Origin of the sequence: Bacillus sp. BB51/4, from assembly GCF_008368845.1 — a bacterium.
Lineage (GTDB): Bacteria > Bacillota > Bacilli > Bacillales > Bacillaceae_G > Bacillus_A > Bacillus_A wiedmannii.
Genome location: NZ_QOSC01000005.1, coordinates 579,038 through 599,479 on the forward strand (window position 1 = coordinate 579,038; position 20,442 = coordinate 599,479).

A 20,442-nucleotide genomic window follows, 5' to 3' on the forward strand; every position below is an offset into this window, starting at 1 on the left:
TGTGCTAAGGCAAGTAAATATGAAGCACTTTGCTATATTTATACATAGTTGCGACATATTATTATAAATTGTTTTCTATGAAATGTAAAAGAGCCTTTTGTTACTAATGTTGAAAAGCTAGCTCTTGTTTAATTGATTGTAAAGAATTGGCGAATAATTCTGGTTCTTCTAAATCAGGAGAATGTGCTGAATTTGGGAACCAAATCATTTTTTTTATGGGGGCTTCTATCACATCACAATATTCCTGAACGAGAGCATAAGGAGTTTGATAATCATAGCGACCAGAACAAAAATAAACCGGAATAGATAAGCTTGAAATAGAAGAAAAGAAATCGATTGTCAACATTTCTTCCCATAAAACGCCAGATTTTAAATTTCCTGCGAGAAACTTGAACCAATCTAATAGCGTATATTCAGGGGAAAAGAAGCCTTTTCGTATGAAAGAAAAGGAAGATCCGTTTTGGATTGCTCCGCCGAATGTGCCAAGCCACTTTCTTTGAATAATAAGGCGTCTCGTATCTAAAAATGGTGGTTTGCCTAATTTCAAAAGGGACGCTAATGCTTTTTTATGATCATGTTTTTTTGCAGAACGAATTAAATGCTGATATAGCAATTCTTCGTTTTGTTTCATATGTACAATCTGCCCAATACCGATGTAAGCCTCGATATACTGTGGATATTGATGTGCTATGTTAAGCCCAATAATGCTTCCCCAAGAATGACCAGCGAGAAATAGTTTCTGTTTATTGAACTTTTTAAGTACATATTGAATCACTTCTTTTGCATCGGAAACGAATTGTTCGATTGTAAAATTTGCTCCGAAATCTTTCATTGAAAAGGATTTACCTGCCCCGCGCTGATCCCAATTAATAACGATGAAGTGTTTCTCCAATTCTTTTTGAAAATGACGAATAAATCCAATTTGTGCCATGCCAGGTCCTCCATGACAACATAATAAAATTGGCTGCTCTATGTTTTGCCCGCGCATAAGGAGAGTTTGTTTTCGATTATGAATTAAAACGCTTTCCATCGTAGCAATACTATTAGGAATGAGTTTTTTATTTTCATTATAAAACTGTGGTGTATAGCTACGAAAAAGCATATTGAAAACCTCCTTTTCTGAAATCGTATGAATCGCACAGGCTATTCGTTTTGCATATACTGTTAGAAAATCATTGTAACATACCATACTAGTGTCATTTCAACACGGGAGGAGGGAAATTGTGACGATTGGAGAAATTATAGATTGCTTAAATAGACGTGAATCCATCGCTATCATAGCAAAACGTCTTGAAATAAGCCCGTATACATTATCAAAGAAATTAAGATTGATCGGATATGAATATGATGGAGAACAGAAGAAACGTATTTTTGTAGGAGATGGAGAAGAACCGCGTCACTTACAACTCCAAGAAGCGACAGCCCTTCAATATGCGAAAACGGATTATCAATTATTAATTTATGAACAATTACAAAGCATTTATGAATTATTAAGCAAGAGAGAAGAAATAATCGCGCCAATTATGAGTATAAGTACAGAAAAAAAGAAACGTACTTTTTCTATTAATAAAGAAATATTAGCAAAACTAGACGTTATATCAGAATCGAAAGGAATTCAAAAATCTAAACTTGTAGAAGAGGCGTTACAACAATTTTTACAACAGTATGATTTTAACAAAACATCACATTTTGATAACTAAAGAAAAGGATACTATGTTCATTGTAAGAACGAGTATCCTTTTTAGGTTTTACTAATATTGTGGATTAAGTATAAGTGCGTATCCTTTACAATAAAAATCTGGATCGCATATTAGGGAAATACTTAATTTACCTTTTGAATTCTTCCATCAATAACTGGCTGAATTGGTTCTTTTAATTGTTTTACATAATCGACTAGCGCTTCAAAGTCGTTTGGACCAGTTTCTGAATTCTTCCCATTTTTAAATGATACGAATCCGTCACCGCCAGAAGCTAAGAAAGCATTCGCAACTACGCTATACGTTTTAGATGGAGATAACTCTTCGCCATTTGTTAAGCGGATATTCGTAACCTTTTCACCGTTTGGTTTATTTGCATCCCACGTATATTGAATACCTGAAATTTGAAGCATTCTTGTTGTTCCTTTTTGCCATTGCTGATTTAAAATGTCACGAATATCTTGACCTGTTAAATCGACTTTAATCAATTGGTTTCCAAAAGGCTGAATGCCATATAATTCGCCCCAAGTAATATCGCCAGCATCTAAGTCATTACGAATGCCACCAGGATTCATAAGTGCGATTTGAGCTTGCATCGTTTGACGCTGTGCGTCGGCAATTATATTCCCAAGAGTAGATTCACCAGCATCATTTTGTTTTCGGTCGATAGGTGCTGTAGATTTTCCTACAACTTCATTTACAAGTGGTGCGATTTTTTCTTTATATTGATCTATTTTTTGTTTTACTTGTTTATCAGGTTCCACACCTTCATGATATGTTGTAATCACTTCAGCTTTTTTCTTTACAATATCTTTTGTTTTACGATCAATTGTTACATCTACGTCTGAGAAAGCTGTTCCATAAGAGTTCGCTTGGACGATTAGTTTATTATTTACAGTACCATTTACATACGTGTGACTATGTCCACCGAAAATAACATCAACTTCCGAGTCTGTTTCATTTGCAATTCGAGTAAGGTCTCCATTTGTCACGCCAGACTCATCAGTTGTTCCGCCGACATGGGCAAGGACGACGATGGATTTAACACCGAGACGCTTTAATTGTTGCGCTGATTTATTAATTGCTTCTACTTCGTCAGTGATCTGTACATTTTTAAGCATAGTAGGCATCACGACATTTGGCGTATCAGTTGTAACAACGCCAATGAATCCTACAGGAACACCATCTACCATTTTTACAGTAAATGGTGGTAAAAATAAGCGACCAGTTGATTTGTTATAGAAGTTAGCAGCGACATAAGGGAAGTTAGCACCTTTGAAATTCCCTGTTTTCTCGTGATATCCACCGTAAATGAGGCGTTTCATTTCATCGATACCTTCATCAAATTCATGGTTTCCGATTGTACCAACATCGAATTTTAAGTCATTTAAAAATTCAATCGTTGGTTCATCTTGTAACAACGCTGAAACTGGTGGACTAGCTCCGACAATATCGCCAGCATGTACGAGAAGTGTATTAGGGTTTTGCTTTTTACGTTCTTTTAAATAAGTAGCTAAGTAATCAGCGCCACCAGCTTCTTTGTTATTAATTTTTTTAACAGTATCTAGTTGTCCATGGAAATCATTAATACCAAGCATTTGTACGTCTACGTAGCGGTTTTGTTCAGCTGGAATCTGGGATGGGGGAGCGGCAAATACGCTTGAAAAAGTTATGGTGCTTAAAACGGCAACAGCAGGAATGATTTTTTTCCACATAATTCATTTCTCCTTTTTTTATAATCTGACATCATACGACATAATTTTAATAGATTCATAGGATTATATCTATATAAAAATTTAGTTTTTTCGAAAAATTAACATATTTACAAAAGGTGAATAATAGAGTAAAGAACCTTTTTTATTGTCGAGTTCATTGTGTATCTACTATAATGGAGAAAAAAGTAAAAGGTGAGTAGCATGAAGAAAAAGAAACAAAGACAAATGCAAAGACAATCGCAAGTGAATAGACCAGAGAAAGAGTCGCTTACATTAGGCGATCAATTAAATGATTCACTCATGCAGCAATTAAAGAATAAAAAGAAAGAATTGCAAGTGAGAGAAGAAGAAAAAGAGGCAGCTGAACTGGAAAGAAAGCGCCAAGAACAAAAAGAACGTGAAAAGAATAAATCATTTGAAGAACTGTTAAGTGAAAGTAGCCTTACTTGGAAAGACTTTAAATAATATAAAAAATGATCAGTGCATACCGCTGATCATTTTTTTGACGAGCTTGTAAGAAAAGGGGAGTTTTAATGAGAAAAATTGTAGTCGTTCCGCATGAAAATCATTGGAATGAAAAATTTCAAATAGAGGCCGAACGATTAAAATCGGCGATGCCAGAAATGGTGAAAGTCCACCATATTGGAAGTACATCAGTGCCAGGACTGGCAGCTAAACCAATTATAGATATGATTATGGAAGTAGAGAGTATTGACAGAGTAGATCATTGGAATGAACGTTTTGAAGAGCTTGGTTATATCGTAAAAGGGGAAAATGGTATTTCAAGACGTCGTTATTTTATTCATGGAACGGAGGAAAAACGCTCGTATCACTTACACGTTTTTGAAAAAGGAAATCCTGAGATAATAAGGCATTTAGCGTTTCGTGATTATATGATGGCTCATTGTGAAGAAGCAGAGGCATATGCAACCTTAAAGAAAGAATTAGCCGAAAAATATACATATGATGGCACGTTATATACGGAAGGAAAAAATGAGTTTGTGCGTAGTGTTGATGAAAAAGCGAAAGAATGGAGAGAAGGAAATATAAATAATTGAGTTAGCGTTTTAGTGTATAAAATTATTATGTAAACTGTACATATGTTTTGACTTTTTGGTTGAATCTTGTTGAAATAAAGTGGTGGCTTATAAAAAATGTAAGAATGAAAGGGAGACGACTGTGCACATTCCAACAACTACACTTCATAATGGCGTAAAAATGCCGATGATTGGTCTAGGCGTTTATAAAGCGAAAGAAGGCGACGAAGTAAAACAAGCAGTAAAAACAGCGTTAGAAGTTGGATACCGTTCGATTGATACAGCAACTGTATATGAAAATGAAAGCGGTGTCGGAGAAGCGGTTCGTGAATCAGGGATTCCGAGAGAAGATATATTTATTACAACAAAAGTTTGGAACGACGATCAAGGATACGAGGAAACACTTGAGGCGTTTGAAAAAAGCTTAAAGAAATTACAAATGGACTATGTAGATTTATATTTAATACATTGGCCAATAAGAGGGAAGTATGTTGATACGTACCGAGCGCTAGAAAAACTGTATGAAGAAGGTAAAGTGCGCGCGATTGGTGTTTCAAATTTTCATAAACATCATTTAGAACTGTTATTACCAAATTGTAAAGTGAAGCCGATGGTCAACCAAGTGGAACTTCATCCGATGTTAGCGCAATTTGAATTGCGTAATTTCTGTCAAGGTGAGCAAATTCAAATGGAAGCATGGAGCCCATTAATGAGAGGCGGGGAAGTATTTCAGCACCCGATTATTCAGGCCATTGCTACGAAATATGAAAAAACACCTGCGCAAGTTATATTAAGATGGGATATTCAGAGCGGGGTAGTGACGATTCCTAAATCTGTTACACCATCCCGTATTAAAGAGAATTTTACTATCTTTGATTTTTCACTAACAGAAGAAGAGATGACTCAAATTAATACGTTAAATCGTAATTTACATGTAGGAACGAATCCTGATAAATATGATACGCTATAAAAAGACGCTACCGGTATGGTAGCGTCTTTTTAACGATGTAAAGCGTAAGTATCACATTTAGAAATTTGCTGAAGTTGTATATATTCTGCTGTTGTTAACTTTTTTTGTTTACTAGCCTGTACATTTTCTTGCAATTGTTGAATAGAGCTTGCACCAGGTATAACAGCTGCAACAGTTTCGTTATGTAAGCAATATTGAATAGCTGTTCCTGTTAGAGAGCTTTCTCCGATTATTTCTTTTACATTCGCGAGTGTCGCATATAATTCATCGTAAGAATAAGAAAGATAATTCTTTTCTTTTACTCTTTCTATCTTTCTTGCATTATTATCAGTTAAAATTCCTTTTGCAAGTGGCCCACGAGCAATAATGCTAATTTGATGTTCACTTAGAAGTGGGAACCATTCTTCAGGGCGACGATTTAAAAGGCTATATTCCATTAGCACACTAACGATATTTGAACGTTTAGCATATTCACGGATAACATTTGGACGTATAGAAGAAATACCGTAATGGCGAATAATACCTTCTTTTTTTAATTCTTCAAAGGCTTCAATTGTTTCATCTATTGGATCTTCAATCGTCCCGCCGTGAAGTTGATAAAGATCAATATAATCAGTTTGAAGTCTACGTAAACTTTCTTTCACTTCAGCCTTTATGTAATTTTTAGAAGGATCCCAAGACCACCCGTTTTTTTCTTCTGTCCATCGATTTCCAACTTTTGTTGTAAGAACAATTTGGTCTCGTTTCCCTTTTAAGGCTTTTCCAACAAATTCTTCGTTTAATCCATAATCATATAAATCCGCTGTATCAAAAAAATTGATTCCTAAATCGATTGCTTCATCGATAATACGCATAGCTTCTGTTTCAGATGTACCGAGAGACATGCAGCCAAGGCCCATTTCTGTAACAAACAAATCTGAGTTTCCTAATTGACGTTTTTTCATAGGTCAACCTCCTTACCTTTATTGTACGAAAGGAAAAAGAGGTTGACAAACGTTTACTTTTTATTTGCTGTAATCCACTCTTGTACAGTTGTATACTCTTTGCCATATTGTTTTAGCTTATGGCGAATTTGCCACGCTTTTCCGACTAAAGTGACGCGATTTGGTAAAATATAAACTTTCATTTCTATCACGCTCCTTTCAATGTGGTAAAATGTATGAGGAAAGAATAGGAAATAGAACAGGGAGATGAAGTAGTATGAGTAATCTTGCAGAGAGAACAGTAAAAACTGAGCCAATTTTTGATGGTAGAGTTATAAAAGTTCGTGTTGATGATGTAGTATTACCAAATGGAGCAATGAGTAAACGTGAAATTGTAAATCACCCTGGTGCAGTTGCTATTATTGCTATTACTGATGAGGGGAAAATTGTGCTTGTTGAGCAGTATCGTAAAGCGCTTGAAAAGGCGATTATAGAAATTCCGGCTGGCAAGTTAGAACCTAGTGAAAAACCTGAGGTGACAGCAGTTCGTGAATTAGAAGAGGAAACAGGATATGTATGTGAAAATATGGAGCTTATTACTTCTTTCTATACATCTCCAGGATTTGCAGATGAAATTTTATATGTATATAAAGCGACAGGTTTGACGAAAAAAGAAAATAAAGCCGAGTTAGATGAAGATGAATTCGTGGAATTGATGGAAGTATCGTTAGAAGAAGCGATTATTCTTATGAAAGATCTTCGTATTCATGATGCGAAGACGATGTTTGCAGTACAATATTTACAACTACAAAAATAAACACTCGCCAAAGGCGAGTGTTTTTTAATTGATTTTTGCGTATACGCGTGCATCACGTAAGCTACCATCTGGTGCTATGAAATCATTTTCCATTGTACCTTCTAGAATAAATTCTAAACGTTCTGCTAGGTTACATGCATTTGCATTTGTTGCATCAGTACGAATTTCAATTCTTCTAGCACTTAGCTTATCAAAGGCAAATTGAATGGCACCTTTAATGGCTTCAGTCATATAGCCTTGTTTTGTATAAGCGCTATGCAGCCAGAAGTGAAGTGAAAACTTTGGAATATCCCAGTTTTCAGGCTTGAGCGTTATAGCTCCGATGAATGTACCAGATACTTTATCGTATAAGTGAAAATCAAGTGTTTCACGAAGTAAAAACTGCCCGTGAGCGTTACGAACGATTTCTTCAGCACTTTCTTCTGTTTCAGCGTTAATTGGCATCCACGGTACTAAGTCTTCTAGAGAAGCTTGGATTGCTTCATACACTTCTGCACCATCACCTGGAAATGGCTTACGAACTTGTAAGCGTTCAGTTTGAAATAATGTTGGAAAATCTAATAATAATGGTTTCAAGAGAAATCCCTCCTATTCTCTACTTTTTAGTTTAGCAAAGTAGAGCGGAATTTCAATGTTAATTCGTCATACTTTTTTCTTTCTTTCATACATTTTTAGTAAGAGTGTGAACGGAGGGAAGAAAAATGTGGAGAAAAACTTGGCAAGACCGTGTAATGTCTCACATACAGGAAAACTCTTCATTATATATATTTAACGCTGTTTTATTATTGATGGGAGTAATATTTGGGGCCATTCTTGTAAATAGTTTACAATTAAATCAAAAACAAGATTTATCATTTTATTTACAACGTTTTTTTGGACAAGTTTCTAAAGGAGAATTTGCTATTGCGAGCGAAATGTTTCGAGAAAGTTACTTTTCGCAATTAAAATACATTGGATTTATTTGGATTTTGGGGATTTCAATTATTGGATTGCCACTTATTTTTATTTTATTATTTGTAAAAGGAGTAGTTGTCGGATTTACAGTAGGTTTTTTAGTCAGTCAGCATGGATGGAATGGATTATTATTAGCATTCGTTTCTGTATTGCCACAAAACCTCATTATTATTCCAGTATTTCTCGTTATGACAACAATTGCCGCAAGCTTTTCCTTACGCATGATTAGGCATCAATTTATCAGGAAAATAACCGAGCCATTATTACCATTATTAATTCGTTATACATGCTTCTTTCTTGTAATTGGAGCGGTGTTAGCTCTTGCTTCTAGTGTAGAAGCTTATGCATCACCAGTTTTAATGAAAGAAGTCGTTGAGGCTATTAATAAACAATAAATACTTTTTGAGAATAATTATCAATTTGTTTTTATTGTTTTTCTTTTGACAGAAGCCCTTCTTCTGATATAATGGTGTAAGAGTGGCGAGGAGGGAGTAGTACCGAATGGAAGAAAGAATTGAACGAATTAAGAAGCAATTACATGCAGCGAGCTACAAATTAACACCGCAACGTGAAGCAACAGTTCGTGTGCTGCTAGAAAATGAAGAAGATCATTTAAGCGCAGAAGATGTTTACCTCCTTGTAAAAGAAAAGTCGCCAGAGATCGGATTAGCAACCGTCTATCGAACTTTAGAACTATTATCTGAGTTAAAAGTTGTCGATAAGATTAACTTCGGAGACGGTGTTTCACGCTATGACTTACGCCAAGAAGGTGCGCAGCGTTTTCACCATCATTTGATTTGTACACAATGTGGTGCTGTACAAGAAATACAAGAAGATTTACTTGGTGAAGTGGAAAGGAAAGTAGAACGTGACTGGAGCTTTAAGGTGAAAGATCATCGTTTAACATTCCATGGGATTTGTAAAAATTGTCAAGAAAATGAAACGGATGAAAAATAACCTTTTCCTATTTATCTAGGAAGAGGTTTTTTATTTGAATAAGGTATAAATTGGTGAAAGCTTGGCATATGTTGTAATAACTTATATTTTGGAGGAATTTACAATGCGCCGAGCTTTAAAATTAACTTTTGATGGGATAAAAGTATTTTTATTATTTACAAGTTGTACGATTTTGTTTTATTTCGCTATACTATGGATAAATGAAGAATATGAAAGTTATCATCGTTATGAAAAACCAAAAGAAGAGACTGTAGAAAAAGTATCAGGGAATGAAGAGCCGGCAAAGGATGCTTTCGTAAATAGAATGATGTTTTTCTATGAAAATGGGGAGTAGTGTAGATTGGAAGATCAATTAAAAGATTTTATTCATTATATGGTTGTCGAAAAAGGGCTAGCGAAAAATACAGTAGTATCTTATGAACGTGATTTAAAAAGTTATGTAAAGTATTTGCAAAATGTAGAACAGGCGAAAAGCTTTCATGAAGTGACACGCTTGCACATTGTTAATTTTCTGCAGCACTTAAAAGAAAACGGAAAATCTTCGAAAACATTAGCACGTCATATTGCATCGATTCGTTCGTTTCACCAATTCTTACTTCGTGAACGAGCGGTAGAGCACGACCCATCCGTACATATTGAAACGCCGCAAGGAGAACGGAAATTACCGAAAGTGCTATCAATCGATGAAGTAGAGGCGTTACTTCAGACGCCAAAAATGACGAGTGCTTTTGGGGTTCGTGACAAAGCGATGCTAGAGTTACTTTATGCAACAGGACTTCGTGTTTCGGAATTAATTGCCTTAAATTTAGAAGATGTACATTTAACGATGGGGTTTGTTCGTTGCATAGGGAAAGGGAATAAAGAAAGAATTATTCCACTAGGAAGTTTAGCGACGGAAGCGATTCAAAAGTATATTGAAAAGGGAAGAAGAGAATTGATGGGTAAAAAAGTAGTAGATGCACTCTTTTTAAACCATCATGGGAATCGATTATCAAGACAAGGATTTTGGAAAATTTTAAAACGATTGGCGAAAGAAGCAAATATTGAAAAAGAGCTTACACCACATACGTTGCGCCATTCTTTTGCTACGCATTTATTAGAAAATGGAGCAGACTTGCGTGCTGTGCAAGAAATGCTAGGACATGCAGATATTTCAACGACGCAAATTTATACGCATGTTTCAAAAGCTAGATTAAAAGATGTATATAAACAGTTTCATCCGAGAGCATAGTTACTATGCTCTTTTTTTCATAGATTCAAAAGGCTATAGTACTTCACAAAAACTTCACAAACATTTCGTACATTGTTTTCAGCAGAAGACTAGAATATTACAATGTATTTCCTCTATACTAAATAAGGTATGAAGGAGGAAATGATGATGAAAAAACTTATTATGACTTTATTTATCGCGATGCTAGCATTGGCTGGCTGTAATACAAACAAAGAAGAACCGAAAAAAGAACAGAAACTAGAAGCTGTAAAAGTAGCAGTTCAAACAAATCCGAAAGAAATTAAACCTGGTGAAAAAACAGAAGTACAAGCACTTGTTACACAAGGAAAAGAAAAAGTAACAGATGCTGATGATGTAAAGTTTGAAATTTGGAAAGCTGGCGACGAAAAGCACGAGATGTTAGATGGGAAGCATAAAGGAAAAGGTGTTTATGCAGTAGAGAAAACGTTCGAGACGGATGGAGTGTACCATATTATCGCTCACACAAATGCACGTGAAATGCATGTTATGCCAGAAGTAAAAGTGGCTGTAGGAAATGCGAAAGTAGAAGATGCGAAAAAAGAAAATAGTGATCACGGTGCAGGGCATGGCGATCATAAAAGCGATACAATGATCCATCTTATGGCTGGTGATATAAAAGCAAATGCTGAATCAACTATGAAAGTTCATTTAAAACAAAAAGAAGAAGCGTTAACTGGTGCTGAAGTACAACTTGAGATTTGGAAAGATGGTGTTGAAAAACACGAATTTATTCCAGCGAAAGAAGGAAATAAAGGAGAGTATGAAACGAAACATACTTTCAAAGAAAACGGTTCTTACAAAGTGAAAGTTCATGTTAAAAAAGGCGAACTACATGAACATAAAGAAGAAACAGTAGAAGTAAAATAAAAAGTAGCTCTTTAGAGCTGCTTTTTATTTTTATTCCGTAAACGTCCAATTGATGAGGGCTAATAATCAGTGGAGAAGAACTAAACTCCTGCTAATCAAAGTTTCACTTTATATGAAGAAATAAATCATAAAATAATTAGCACTTATTTGCATAATGGATTACAATAGAAGTGTGAAGAAAATGAGAAATTCTACGAAAATGTATTAAAAAGAAAGCGTAAACATGTTATGATATCAGTATCAGATGTCTGACATCTGACTTAGAAAAAACTAGAAATGTTTTTGAGTCGTTTCAAAGTAAACGAAATAGGTTAGAGAATCAATTAAAGAAGTACTGTTTGACAATGAGAACGAAAGAGAATTCTTATGGAGAACAGTTTCACTTTATAGCGTTTTGAACATACTACAAGAAGTAGAACTGAACTTATAGGAGGTCGCAGTTATGAATAAATATAAACGTATATTCCTAGTCGTAATGGACTCTGTAGGAATCGGCGAAGCACCGGATGCTGAGCAATTTGGTGATTTAGGTTCTGACACAATTGGTCACATTGCTGAACATATGAATGGATTACAAATGCCAAATATGGTGAAGTTAGGTCTTGGTAACATTCGTGAAATGAAAGGTATCTCTAAAGTAGAAAAACCGCTTGGATATTATACAAAAATGCAAGAGAAATCTACTGGTAAAGATACAATGACAGGACATTGGGAAATCATGGGTCTTTACATTGATACACCATTCCAAGTGTTCCCTGAAGGATTCCCAAAAGAATTACTTGATGAATTAGAAGAAAAAACAGGTCGTAAAATTATCGGTAATAAACCAGCTTCTGGAACTGAGATTCTTGATGAACTTGGTCAAGAACAAATGGAAACAGGTTCTTTAATCGTTTACACTTCTGCTGATAGCGTATTACAAATCGCAGCACACGAAGAAGTAGTGCCACTTGAAGAGTTATATAAAATTTGTAAAATTGCACGTGAATTAACGTTAGATGAAAAGTACATGGTAGGTCGTGTTATCGCTCGTCCATTTGTTGGAGAACCAGGGAAATTCACACGTACACCAAACCGTCATGATTATGCGTTAAAACCATTCGGCCGTACGGTAATGAATGAATTAAAGGATAGTGACTACGATGTTATTGCTATCGGTAAAATCTCTGACATATATGATGGTGAAGGTGTAACTGAATCACTTCGTACGAAGTCTAACATGGATGGAATGGATAAGCTTGTAGATACATTAAACATGGACTTTACAGGTCTTAGCTTCTTAAACTTAGTTGACTTTGATGCATTATTCGGTCACCGCCGTGATCCACAAGGATATGGAGAAGCACTGCAAGACTATGATGCACGTCTTCCAGAAGTATTCGAAAAACTAAAAGAAGATGATTTATTATTAATTACAGCAGACCATGGTAATGATCCAGTACATCCTGGTACTGATCATACACGTGAATATGTACCGTTATTAGCATATAGCCCAAGCATGAAAGAAGGCGGACAAGAATTAGCACTTCGTCAAACATTTGCTGATATTGGTGCAACGGTAGCAGAAAACTTCGGCGTGAAAATGCCAGAACACGGAACAAGCTTCTTAAACGAGCTAAAGAAATAGGGGGATAAACAAATGAATCGTGAACTTATTACAAAATCAGCTTCATACTTAAAAGAGAAATTTCAAGAAACGCCACAAGTAGGACTAATCCTTGGATCTGGACTAGGTGTATTAGCAGATGAAATCGAGAACGCAGTAACAGTACCTTACAGTGAAATCCCTGAATTCCCAGTATCAACTGTAGAAGGTCATGCAGGTCAACTAGTATTCGGTACACTTCAAGGTGTAACAGTAGTAGCAATGCAAGGACGTTTCCACTTCTATGAAGGATATGACATGCAAAAAGTAACATTCCCAGTTCGTGTTATGAAAGAACTAGGTGTAGAAACAGTTGTTGTAACAAATGCAGCTGGTGGTGTAAATACATCATTTGAGCCAGGCGATCTTATGTTAATTTCAGACCACATTAACTTCATGGGTACAAATCCATTAATCGGACCGAATGATTCTGAAATGGGCGTACGTTTCCCTGATATGTCTACATCATATACGACAGAACTTCGTGAAATGGCGAAACAAGTTGCAGCGGACTTAAATATTAAAGTACAAGAAGGTGTATACGTTGGAATGACAGGTCCTGTATATGAAACACCTGCTGAAATTCGTATGCTTCGTACACTTGGCGGAGATGCAGTTGGTATGTCAACAGTACCTGAAGTAATTGTAGCGCGTCATGCTGGTATGAAAGTACTTGGTATTTCTTGTATTTCAAATATGGCAGCTGGTATTTTAGATCAGCCACTTCATCACGATGAAGTAATCGAAACGACAGAACGTGTTAAAGCTAACTTCTTAGCATTAGTAAAAGCAATCGTAAAACAAATGAAGGGGTGACCTCACAATGAGAATGGTGGACCTAATTGCAAAAAAACGTGACGGACATGCATTAACGACAGAAGAAATTAACTTTATTGTTGAAGGATATACGAATGGTGATATTCCTGATTACCAAGTAAGTTCACTTGCAATGGCAATTTTCTTCCAAGATATGAACGATCAAGAACGTGCTGATTTAACTATGGCAATGGTAAATAGCGGTGATACAATCGACTTATCAGCTATTGAAGGGATAAAAGTAGATAAGCACTCAACAGGTGGTGTTGGTGATACAACAACACTTGTGTTAGGTCCATTAGTAGCCGCTTTAGGTGTACCGGTTGCAAAAATGTCTGGACGTGGGTTAGGACATACTGGTGGTACAATTGATAAATTAGAAGCAGTTCCAGGATTCCATGTTGAAATCGAAAATGATGAATTCATGCGACTTGTAAATGAAAACAAAATCGCAGTTATTGGTCAAAGTGGAAACTTAACACCTGCGGATAAAAAGTTATATGCACTTCGTGATGTAACGGCAACAGTAAACTCAATTCCGCTTATTGCAAGTTCGATTATGAGTAAAAAAATTGCTGCTGGTGCAGATGCAATTGTTCTTGATGTAAAAACTGGAGCAGGTGCATTTATGAAAACAGATGAAGATGCAAAACGTTTAGCAGAAGCAATGGTGCGCATTGGTAATAACGTTGGTCGTAATACGATGGCTGTTATTTCTGATATGAGTCAACCACTTGGTGAGGCGATTGGTAACGCACTTGAAGTACAAGAAGCAATTGATACATTACAAGGTAAGGGGCCGAAAGATTTAGAAGAGTTATGTTTAACGCTTGGAAGTCAAATGGTATACCTTGCTGGACAAGCTTCATCTTTAGAAGATGCACGTGAGAAATTAATTGAAGTAATGAACAACGGTAAAGCGCTAGAATCATTTAAAACGTTCTTATCAGCGCAAGGCGGCGATGCTTCTGTTGTTGATGATCCTTCTAAATTACCACAAGCACAGTTTAAAATTGAAGTAGAAGCGAAGGAAGACGGTTATGTATCAGAAATCGTTGCAGACGAAATCGGAACAGCAGCAATGCTTTTAGGAGCAGGACGTGCGACGAAGGAATCTGAAATTGATTTAGCAGTTGGCTTAATGCTTCGCAAAAAAGTAGGGGACAGCGTGAAAAAAGGTGAATCCCTTGTTACAATTTACGCAAACCGTGAAAATGTGGAAGATGTAAAAGCAAAAATTTATGAGAACATGAAGATTGCTAACGAACATGTAGATGCACCAACATTAGTGCACGGCATCGTTACTGAATAATAAAAAAGGGCCAAGGAGTATTTCTCCTTGGCTTTTTTTGCTATTTTTTGTTTATAATAATAATGGGTGAAATTATGATTAGAATTTGTGCAATAACAAAAACAGATGAAGTATTATATGATGTTTCGCTAGAAGAAACAACGAAAGACCATATTGTATGGTATTGGCTAGATTTATATAAGCCAACGAAAGAAGAGTATACATACATTTTGCAAGATCATTTTAAGTTCCATCCCCTTGCAATTGAAGACTGTATAGAATATGTACAGAGGCCAAAAGTTGATTTTTATGATGGATATAACTTTTTAGTTCTTCATGCATTTGGTGAGGATGGATTAGAACCGCACGAGATCGATTTATTTATAAGTGATCGTTTTATTGTTTCTTTCCACTTTTCTCATAATAATGCAATCGAAAGAGTATGGAAAACACTTGGAGAAAAGAAGCGTATTAAAAATAGTCCTTTACACGTAGCGCATACCATTATCGACCAAATTGTGGACGACTATTTTGCGCCTGTATATTACATTGAGGATCATTTAAATGCCATTGATGATAATTTAACGGGTGAGACAGCAGGAAGTGTGCTAGAAGAAGTATTTGATATACGTGCAGATTTATCAAAACTAAGGCGTACAATCATTCCGATGCGTGATTTATTGTATCGTATTTTAAATTCGACTCGTTTTTACGGTATAAGTGATCATGAAATTTACTTTAAAGATATACATGATCATTTACTTAAACTGACAGAAATGATTGAGGCAAGCCGGGAGTTAACGGCAGATATTCGAGATAGCTATTTTTCATTAAACTCACATCATATGAATAACATTATGAAAACATTAACTGTATTCTCGACTATTTTCATGCCATTAACATTTATTGCGGGAGTATACGGAATGAACTTTACGCATATGCCAGAGCTTGGTGGACAATATAGTTATTTTATTTGTCTACTTCTAATGGCACTAATTGGCGGTGGCATGATGGCTTGGTTTTATAAAAAAGGATGGTTTAAGTAAAAAAACACCGAGGAAAATTCCTCGGTGTTTTTACTTAACCAATAGCATGTAATACAAACATGGCTAAGAATAAGCATGTAACGATATACATAGACGGTGCGACTTCTTTACGCTTTCCAAGAGCAACTTTTAAGATAGGATAAGCAATAAATCCGAACGCAATGCCATCAGCGATACTATATGTGAGCGGGATCATGACGATAATTAAGAACGCTGGAAATCCTTCTGAAAAATCGTTCAGAGGAATTTGCTGAATGCTTGTAATCATCAGGCCGCCAATAATAATTAAGATTGGTGCAATGGCACTATCAGGAATTAGTTTGACAAACGGAAGTGCAAACAGTGATGCAAAGAATAGCAACCCTGTAACGATAGACGTCAGACCTGTCTTTCCGCCTGCAGTAATACCTGCGGCACTCTCTACTGTTGATACGGTAGGGCTTGTGCCAAATAGACCACATGTCATTGCTGAAATTGCATTGGCTTGGTAAGCACGTGGGAATTTACGGTCATCTTCTAATAAACCGTGCAGAAGTCCCATGTTCTCAAAAATAAGCACCATGCTTAAGGAGAATGTTGCAATCCAAAACGGTAAGGAAGAAAGTTTGCCAAATGACATAGCTCCAAACACATCGCCGTAATTAGCGAATGAGAATGAACTATTTCCGATTTGACTTGTATCAACAAGACCAAATAGCCATGCAATACCAGTTCCTATTGCAATCGTCCATAAAAAGCTTCCACGTACGTTACGAATAAATAGTACAAGTGCAACGATAAGAGTAAGCACGGTCGCAAGAACGACAGGGTTACTTAATTTCCCCATTGCAACAGCAGTATTTGGATTCGAAACGACTAAACCACCTTTTTGCAATCCGATAAATGCTAAAAATAATCCGATACCGACAGTAATAGCTTCCTTTAATGATTTTGGAATCGATACTGAAAGCACGCGAGCGATTGGTGTAAACGCAGCAATTGCAAAAATAATACCAGAGATGAAGACAGCTGCTAATGCTTCCTGCCAAGTTAATCCGAGCGTATGCACAGCAGTGTACGTGAAGAATGCATTTACACCCATACCAGGGACAAGAATAGCAGGTGCATTTGCCCAAAATGCCATGAGCAGACATCCGATAAATGAACTGAAAACAGTTGCTAAAATTCCAGCTTCAAGAGGAATGCCAGCATCGGATAAAATGGATGCATTTACAATCATAATATATACGATCGTGAAAAATGACGTAACTCCAGCTAAAACTTCTTGTTTTGGTGATGTTTTGTGTAAACCTAATTTAAATGTTCTTTCAAGTATTCCTTTCATGTTAAACCTTCTTTTTCATATCCCTCTCCCACCCGTGATATCTCTTTCGTAAGAGCTCACCGTCCTTTATTATATCAGAACATCATGTTTTTACAACAAGGAAAATGATAACGTTTACTTATAAATGAAATTATTTATAAATACGTAAAAATCGCTCGTATTGTTGAAATGATTTCTAATTCTCCCGATTGAATGGGCGGAGCTGCTTGTGCATGTAAAGTAGCATAGGACGTCACTTCCCGTGGTAATTGGGCGGATTCTTCAACGAATGAGAGTGGAACAGGATTAATGTTTAAATTGTATGTACTCGCAATAGCACGAGCTTTTTCTACCGCTTGTTGCAGAGCTTGAATGAGAGCTTGCTCATAATATTTATTTGGATGAGATATCCGAAAACGTAAACCTTTTGCTAAGTTTGCTCCATTTGAAACGGCTATATCATATACTTCCCCTGCTTTTTGTACATTTAAAACGGTAATTTCATACAAATGTTCCACACGATATCCTTGTAGTAATGCTTTATCATTTACATACTCGTATTGGGGAGTGATCGTATAAGAAATCGTTTCTATGTCTTTATCAGCAATACCAAGCTGTTTAAGTGCATCAAGCAATTGTTTTGATTGCACTGCATTTTCTTCTTGCGCTTGTTTCACATTTTTACTATCAGTTCGAATGCCAAGTGTTAATATAACAACATTTGGTTTTGCTTTGACAACACCTTCACCTTGTACAGTAATAGTCGCTTCTCTACCAGTATTAGCTGTACGTACGTTGTGTAAATAAGGATTCATTCCACCTTGCATCTTCCATCACCATCCTTATTTATATGTATATGTGTGAACAAAAAAGAAATTTGTATGAAAAAGTTACATAAATGAGAATGTTAAAGAAAGAAAGCATATACAATAAGGGTATTTATAGATTATAATATGTGTAAATATGATAAAAAAGGGACGAGGCTAGTGAACGAAAAAAGAGAAACACTGATTTTAGAGTTATCCGGATCATTTCGAAAGATGATACGTTTATTACAAAATGATATTAATACACGTTTTGCAGAACATATGCCATACAATGAATTTTCTGTATTACGCGCGTTATTTTTAAAGAGTCCACAGATGGCTTCGCAAATTGCGAGTGAAGTAAACGTAACCTCTAGTCATATTACAGCTGTTACTGATCGTCTCGTACGAAAAGGGTTTGTAGAAAGAAAGCGTTCAAATTCAGACCGTCGTATCGTGTACCTAGAAATTACAGAACACGGAAGAGAAGTAACTGAAAAACTTGAAGCTGTGCGTAAAGAATATTATAAAGAGAAATTTAAAGGTTGGAGCGACCAAGAAATCGAAATGGTGTTAGAGCTATTTGGCCGCGTATTATAATAAATGAGGATAGGAAGCGAAAGCTTTCCTATCCTTTTTCTTTTGAATAAAAACATTTTGAAACTCCAATACTTTAATTAAAAAGAATCGGAGTGAAAAATTATGAAACGTATTTGTATGCTTTTCATTATGATTGGAAGTTTTTTCTGCTTTAATCAGTTCGCGGATGCGGCTACGCCTCTTCAAGTCGTTCAGAAAGAATTACAACATATTTCAAATAAGCAACCTGTTTTATATTCAAAACTATGGATTCGTTCTATGCAGAATGCTATTTTATTTCATCATAGTGATAACATTCGGCAGGAAGATACGATAAGCAATGTGACAAAGTCTTCTCTTATAAAAGTAAAACAACTTCCACTTCAGAAAGCATCACAGTACATCCCGAGATTATCGCAATATATTTCTAAGTTTGAAGCTGAGAATGTGCAAGTGTATTATGTTGCAGCTCGTTATGAAGTGAAAAAAGAAAATCCGTATCAGTTAAATGGAATGAATTATTTTATGCAAGTGTTTATTCAACAAGGAGGAGAATGGAGAATTGCTGAAAGCATAGTTGCTCCAACAGATCAAATCGTCGCAAATGGTGACGGGTTTGGAACGAAGCAAGAAAAAGAGTATGGGAAAAGAAGAGAGAATGTGAAATAACCTCCTCAATAAGAGGAGGTTATTTCATTTAAAATTCCAAGAGACTTTCCATTTTAATATTTTAGGTAGGAAGAAATACGTAATGAAACTAGTCACTAAAAATCCGATGTAAAAGCTGGACAATGAGTGCGCGCGACTTAGCATTAAACCTCCAACGATCCCACCAAAGAAAATCGCACAAGCTAAAACTACTTTTTGTAGTTTTGGATATAATAAGTAGTTACCATTTCGCTCATTGACTGAACGGGCATATAAATACATCCCGAGTGGTAACAAAATAATGATATGTGTAATAGGTGCAATCAATAATTTTGCCGAAGGGATTGTTGTAAAGTTTGGTTCATTATGACGTACTCCATCCTTATCAGTATAAGCGTTTTGAGGATCGTAATTAAAGCTAATAGTAAACTCTTCTGCTGGACCAGAAATACGTATGTTTTCCATAACATCATGTATATTGCCATTGTTCTCATGAAAGTCGGCATTCGAGTGCACAGCAATGACTCCTGATATTAGAGATGGAAGTAACGCTGGGAAGATTAATATAGCTGCAGTAAGAAATCCTTGCGATATCACATTTCCAGCGATTGTTCCTATACATAAGGCAAGTGTATAAATAGCAATTAATACAATTAACATGTATATAAAGTAACTATGAAAGGGGGAGAATACTTGATATTTATTATGAAAAGTCAACTTTTTCATAATAGCAAATAGTCCCCAGTTTAAAACGACAACAGCGGCGATATTACAGATTCCAAACAACCACTTTGTTATATAAAGGTGCGAACGTTTAAATGGCATAGACCATAACAAGTCGCTAGCGTTATTTTGTCTTTCCCATCCAATTAACGTACAAGCTAGAACGATCAGTACACTACCTAACAGCATGATAGAATCTAGAAGTGTTAAATCAAAACTGTAATGATATATAGCTTTCCATTTTTTATTCATATTTAGAAAATATTGCTGTTGAATAGAAGTCATATAGTATTTATATGACAAAGTATAGAAGCTGACGAGCCAAAATAACCATACAACATATTTACTTTGTTGATACGTTCTTAGCCACAGTGCTTTTTGAAACATAGGATCTCT

24 protein-coding genes are annotated in these 20,442 nt (G+C 35.8%); 16 read left to right on the forward strand and 8 right to left on the reverse strand.

Annotation, left to right across the window (positions count from 1 at the left end):
* Positions 1 to 103 precede the first annotated feature (103 nt).
* A complete protein-coding gene (locus DN392_RS05400; RefSeq protein ID WP_000898963.1) occupies positions 104 to 1,102 on the reverse strand; it encodes an alpha/beta fold hydrolase in 999 nt (332 codons plus the stop codon).
* A gap of 121 nt (positions 1,103 to 1,223) precedes the next feature.
* Between DN392_RS05400 and DN392_RS05405 the strand changes: the two genes are divergently transcribed.
* Positions 1,224 to 1,700, forward strand: coding sequence for a ribbon-helix-helix domain-containing protein (locus DN392_RS05405; RefSeq protein ID WP_000151917.1), 477 nt, complete (start codon positions 1,224 to 1,226; stop codon positions 1,698 to 1,700).
* Between the two features lie 122 nt (positions 1,701 to 1,822).
* Here DN392_RS05405 and DN392_RS05410 read toward each other — a convergent pair whose 3' ends face one another.
* The gene (locus DN392_RS05410; RefSeq protein ID WP_088321208.1) at positions 1,823 to 3,412 is read right to left on the reverse strand and encodes a bifunctional metallophosphatase/5'-nucleotidase; all 1,590 of its coding nucleotides are present in this window, start codon (positions 3,410 to 3,412) and stop codon (positions 1,823 to 1,825) included.
* Positions 3,413 to 3,613: 201 nt separating this feature from the next.
* On the opposite strand from DN392_RS05410, the gene DN392_RS05415 reads away from it, so the two are divergent.
* The 3 genes from DN392_RS05415 to DN392_RS05425 all read left to right on the forward strand — a co-directional run bounded on the left by DN392_RS05415 (position 3,614) and on the right by DN392_RS05425 (position 5,419).
* Entirely contained in the window at positions 3,614 to 3,877 is a 264-nt protein-coding gene (locus tag DN392_RS05415) for a YqkE family protein (protein ID WP_098091975.1), read from the forward strand.
* Positions 3,878 to 3,945: 68 nt separating this feature from the next.
* A complete protein-coding gene (locus DN392_RS05420) occupies positions 3,946 to 4,470 on the forward strand; it encodes a GrpB family protein (RefSeq protein ID WP_001227179.1) in 525 nt (174 codons plus the stop codon).
* A 121-nt stretch (positions 4,471 to 4,591) separates the two neighbouring features.
* Positions 4,592 to 5,419, forward strand: coding sequence for an aldo/keto reductase (locus DN392_RS05425; protein WP_048562379.1), 828 nt, complete (start codon positions 4,592 to 4,594; stop codon positions 5,417 to 5,419).
* Between the two features lie 29 nt (positions 5,420 to 5,448).
* Here DN392_RS05425 and lolS read toward each other — a convergent pair whose 3' ends face one another.
* Together lolS and mciZ are read right to left on the reverse strand one after the other, a co-directional pair.
* Complete coding sequence (gene lolS / locus DN392_RS05430) at positions 5,449 to 6,363, reverse strand: aldo/keto reductase (RefSeq protein WP_000747223.1); 915 nt, start codon at positions 6,361 to 6,363, stop codon at positions 5,449 to 5,451.
* A 53-nt stretch (positions 6,364 to 6,416) separates the two neighbouring features.
* The gene (gene mciZ, locus DN392_RS05435) at positions 6,417 to 6,545 is read right to left on the reverse strand and encodes a Z-ring formation inhibitor MciZ (RefSeq protein WP_000870295.1); all 129 of its coding nucleotides are present in this window, start codon (positions 6,543 to 6,545) and stop codon (positions 6,417 to 6,419) included.
* Positions 6,546 to 6,619: 74 nt separating this feature from the next.
* Between mciZ and DN392_RS05440 the strand changes: the two genes are divergently transcribed.
* Entirely contained in the window at positions 6,620 to 7,159 is a 540-nt protein-coding gene (locus DN392_RS05440; protein WP_088321206.1) for an NUDIX domain-containing protein, read from the forward strand.
* A 24-nt stretch (positions 7,160 to 7,183) separates the two neighbouring features.
* Here the strand turns inward: DN392_RS05440 and DN392_RS05445 are convergent, their stop codons facing one another.
* The gene (locus tag DN392_RS05445; RefSeq protein WP_000803489.1) at positions 7,184 to 7,735 is read right to left on the reverse strand and encodes a GNAT family N-acetyltransferase; all 552 of its coding nucleotides are present in this window, start codon (positions 7,733 to 7,735) and stop codon (positions 7,184 to 7,186) included.
* Between the two features lie 155 nt (positions 7,736 to 7,890).
* On the opposite strand from DN392_RS05445, the gene spoIIM reads away from it, so the two are divergent.
* The 9 genes from spoIIM to corA all read left to right on the forward strand — a co-directional run bounded on the left by spoIIM (position 7,891) and on the right by corA (position 15,987).
* Entirely contained in the window at positions 7,891 to 8,508 is a 618-nt protein-coding gene (gene spoIIM / locus DN392_RS05450) for a stage II sporulation protein M (RefSeq protein ID WP_226544967.1), read from the forward strand.
* 106 nt (positions 8,509 to 8,614) lie between these two features.
* A complete protein-coding gene (gene fur, locus DN392_RS05455; protein WP_000392657.1) occupies positions 8,615 to 9,070 on the forward strand; it encodes a ferric iron uptake transcriptional regulator in 456 nt (151 codons plus the stop codon).
* Between the two features lie 103 nt (positions 9,071 to 9,173).
* Positions 9,174 to 9,404, forward strand: a complete 231-nt coding sequence (locus DN392_RS05460) for a YqzK family protein (RefSeq protein WP_001250432.1) — start codon at positions 9,174 to 9,176, stop codon at positions 9,402 to 9,404.
* 6 nt (positions 9,405 to 9,410) lie between these two features.
* Complete coding sequence (gene xerD / locus DN392_RS05465; RefSeq protein WP_000390083.1) at positions 9,411 to 10,301, forward strand: site-specific tyrosine recombinase XerD; 891 nt, start codon at positions 9,411 to 9,413, stop codon at positions 10,299 to 10,301.
* Positions 10,302 to 10,445: 144 nt separating this feature from the next.
* The gene (locus DN392_RS05470; protein ID WP_002107764.1) at positions 10,446 to 11,189 is read left to right on the forward strand and encodes a FixH family protein; all 744 of its coding nucleotides are present in this window, start codon (positions 10,446 to 10,448) and stop codon (positions 11,187 to 11,189) included.
* Between the two features lie 442 nt (positions 11,190 to 11,631).
* Complete coding sequence (deoB, locus tag DN392_RS05475) at positions 11,632 to 12,816, forward strand: phosphopentomutase (protein ID WP_001046086.1); 1,185 nt, start codon at positions 11,632 to 11,634, stop codon at positions 12,814 to 12,816.
* Between the two features lie 12 nt (positions 12,817 to 12,828).
* The gene (locus DN392_RS05480; protein WP_001078444.1) at positions 12,829 to 13,650 is read left to right on the forward strand and encodes a purine-nucleoside phosphorylase; all 822 of its coding nucleotides are present in this window, start codon (positions 12,829 to 12,831) and stop codon (positions 13,648 to 13,650) included.
* Positions 13,651 to 13,657: 7 nt separating this feature from the next.
* Positions 13,658 to 14,962: a pyrimidine-nucleoside phosphorylase gene (locus DN392_RS05485; protein WP_001243064.1), complete on the forward strand. Its 1,305-nt coding sequence runs from the start codon at positions 13,658 to 13,660 to the stop codon at positions 14,960 to 14,962.
* A 62-nt stretch (positions 14,963 to 15,024) separates the two neighbouring features.
* Positions 15,025 to 15,987, forward strand: a complete 963-nt coding sequence (gene corA / locus DN392_RS05490) for a magnesium/cobalt transporter CorA (RefSeq protein ID WP_002008459.1) — start codon at positions 15,025 to 15,027, stop codon at positions 15,985 to 15,987.
* 34 nt (positions 15,988 to 16,021) lie between these two features.
* On the opposite strand, the gene DN392_RS05495 is transcribed toward corA, so the two are convergent.
* A complete protein-coding gene (locus DN392_RS05495; protein WP_064449213.1) occupies positions 16,022 to 17,311 on the reverse strand; it encodes an NCS2 family permease in 1,290 nt (429 codons plus the stop codon).
* 134 nt (positions 17,312 to 17,445) lie between these two features.
* Positions 17,446 to 18,117 (reverse strand): SIMPL domain-containing protein, encoded by a 672-nt coding sequence (locus DN392_RS05500; RefSeq protein ID WP_061672335.1) that lies wholly within the window; start codon positions 18,115 to 18,117, stop codon positions 17,446 to 17,448.
* A 159-nt stretch (positions 18,118 to 18,276) separates the two neighbouring features.
* Between DN392_RS05500 and DN392_RS05505 the strand changes: the two genes are divergently transcribed.
* Together DN392_RS05505 and DN392_RS05515 are read left to right on the forward strand one after the other, a co-directional pair.
* On the forward strand, positions 18,277 to 18,696 hold the full coding sequence (locus DN392_RS05505) for a MarR family winged helix-turn-helix transcriptional regulator (protein WP_001003308.1): 420 nt from the start codon (positions 18,277 to 18,279) through the stop codon (positions 18,694 to 18,696).
* 102 nt (positions 18,697 to 18,798) lie between these two features.
* Complete coding sequence (locus DN392_RS05515) at positions 18,799 to 19,344, forward strand: hypothetical protein (RefSeq protein WP_061672334.1); 546 nt, start codon at positions 18,799 to 18,801, stop codon at positions 19,342 to 19,344.
* Positions 19,345 to 19,368: 24 nt separating this feature from the next.
* Here DN392_RS05515 and DN392_RS05520 read toward each other — a convergent pair whose 3' ends face one another.
* Positions 19,369 to 20,433 (reverse strand): ABC-2 transporter permease, encoded by a 1,065-nt coding sequence (locus DN392_RS05520; RefSeq protein WP_064449212.1) that lies wholly within the window; start codon positions 20,431 to 20,433, stop codon positions 19,369 to 19,371.
* Between the last annotated feature and the right edge of the window lie 9 nt (positions 20,434 to 20,442).

Coding starts and splice junctions, on each gene's coding strand:
- deoB (WP_001046086.1), top strand. CDS start 11,632: ATGAATAAATATAAACGTATATTCCTAGTCGTAATGGACTCTGTAGGA.
- DN392_RS05400 (WP_000898963.1), bottom strand. CDS start 1,102: ATGCTTTTTCGTAGCTATACACCACAGTTTTATAATGAAAATAAAAAA.
- lolS (WP_000747223.1), bottom strand. CDS start 6,363: ATGAAAAAACGTCAATTAGGAAACTCAGATTTGTTTGTTACAGAAATG.
- DN392_RS05470 (WP_002107764.1), top strand. CDS start 10,446: ATGATGAAAAAACTTATTATGACTTTATTTATCGCGATGCTAGCATTG.
- DN392_RS05415 (WP_098091975.1), top strand. CDS start 3,614: ATGAAGAAAAAGAAACAAAGACAAATGCAAAGACAATCGCAAGTGAAT.
- corA (WP_002008459.1), top strand. CDS start 15,025: ATGGGTGAAATTATGATTAGAATTTGTGCAATAACAAAAACAGATGAA.
- DN392_RS05500 (WP_061672335.1), bottom strand. CDS start 18,117: ATGCAAGGTGGAATGAATCCTTATTTACACAACGTACGTACAGCTAAT.
- mciZ (WP_000870295.1), bottom strand. CDS start 6,545: ATGAAAGTTTATATTTTACCAAATCGCGTCACTTTAGTCGGAAAAGCG.
- DN392_RS05420 (WP_001227179.1), top strand. CDS start 3,946: ATGAGAAAAATTGTAGTCGTTCCGCATGAAAATCATTGGAATGAAAAA.
- DN392_RS05440 (WP_088321206.1), top strand. CDS start 6,620: ATGAGTAATCTTGCAGAGAGAACAGTAAAAACTGAGCCAATTTTTGAT.
- spoIIM (WP_226544967.1), top strand. CDS start 7,891: ATGTCTCACATACAGGAAAACTCTTCATTATATATATTTAACGCTGTT.
- DN392_RS05485 (WP_001243064.1), top strand. CDS start 13,658: ATGAGAATGGTGGACCTAATTGCAAAAAAACGTGACGGACATGCATTA.
- fur (WP_000392657.1), top strand. CDS start 8,615: ATGGAAGAAAGAATTGAACGAATTAAGAAGCAATTACATGCAGCGAGC.
- DN392_RS05410 (WP_088321208.1), bottom strand. CDS start 3,412: ATGTGGAAAAAAATCATTCCTGCTGTTGCCGTTTTAAGCACCATAACT.
- DN392_RS05460 (WP_001250432.1), top strand. CDS start 9,174: ATGCGCCGAGCTTTAAAATTAACTTTTGATGGGATAAAAGTATTTTTA.
- DN392_RS05495 (WP_064449213.1), bottom strand. CDS start 17,311: ATGAAAGGAATACTTGAAAGAACATTTAAATTAGGTTTACACAAAACA.
- DN392_RS05515 (WP_061672334.1), top strand. CDS start 18,799: ATGAAACGTATTTGTATGCTTTTCATTATGATTGGAAGTTTTTTCTGC.
- DN392_RS05520 (WP_064449212.1), bottom strand. CDS start 20,433: ATGTTTCAAAAAGCACTGTGGCTAAGAACGTATCAACAAAGTAAATAT.
- DN392_RS05480 (WP_001078444.1), top strand. CDS start 12,829: ATGAATCGTGAACTTATTACAAAATCAGCTTCATACTTAAAAGAGAAA.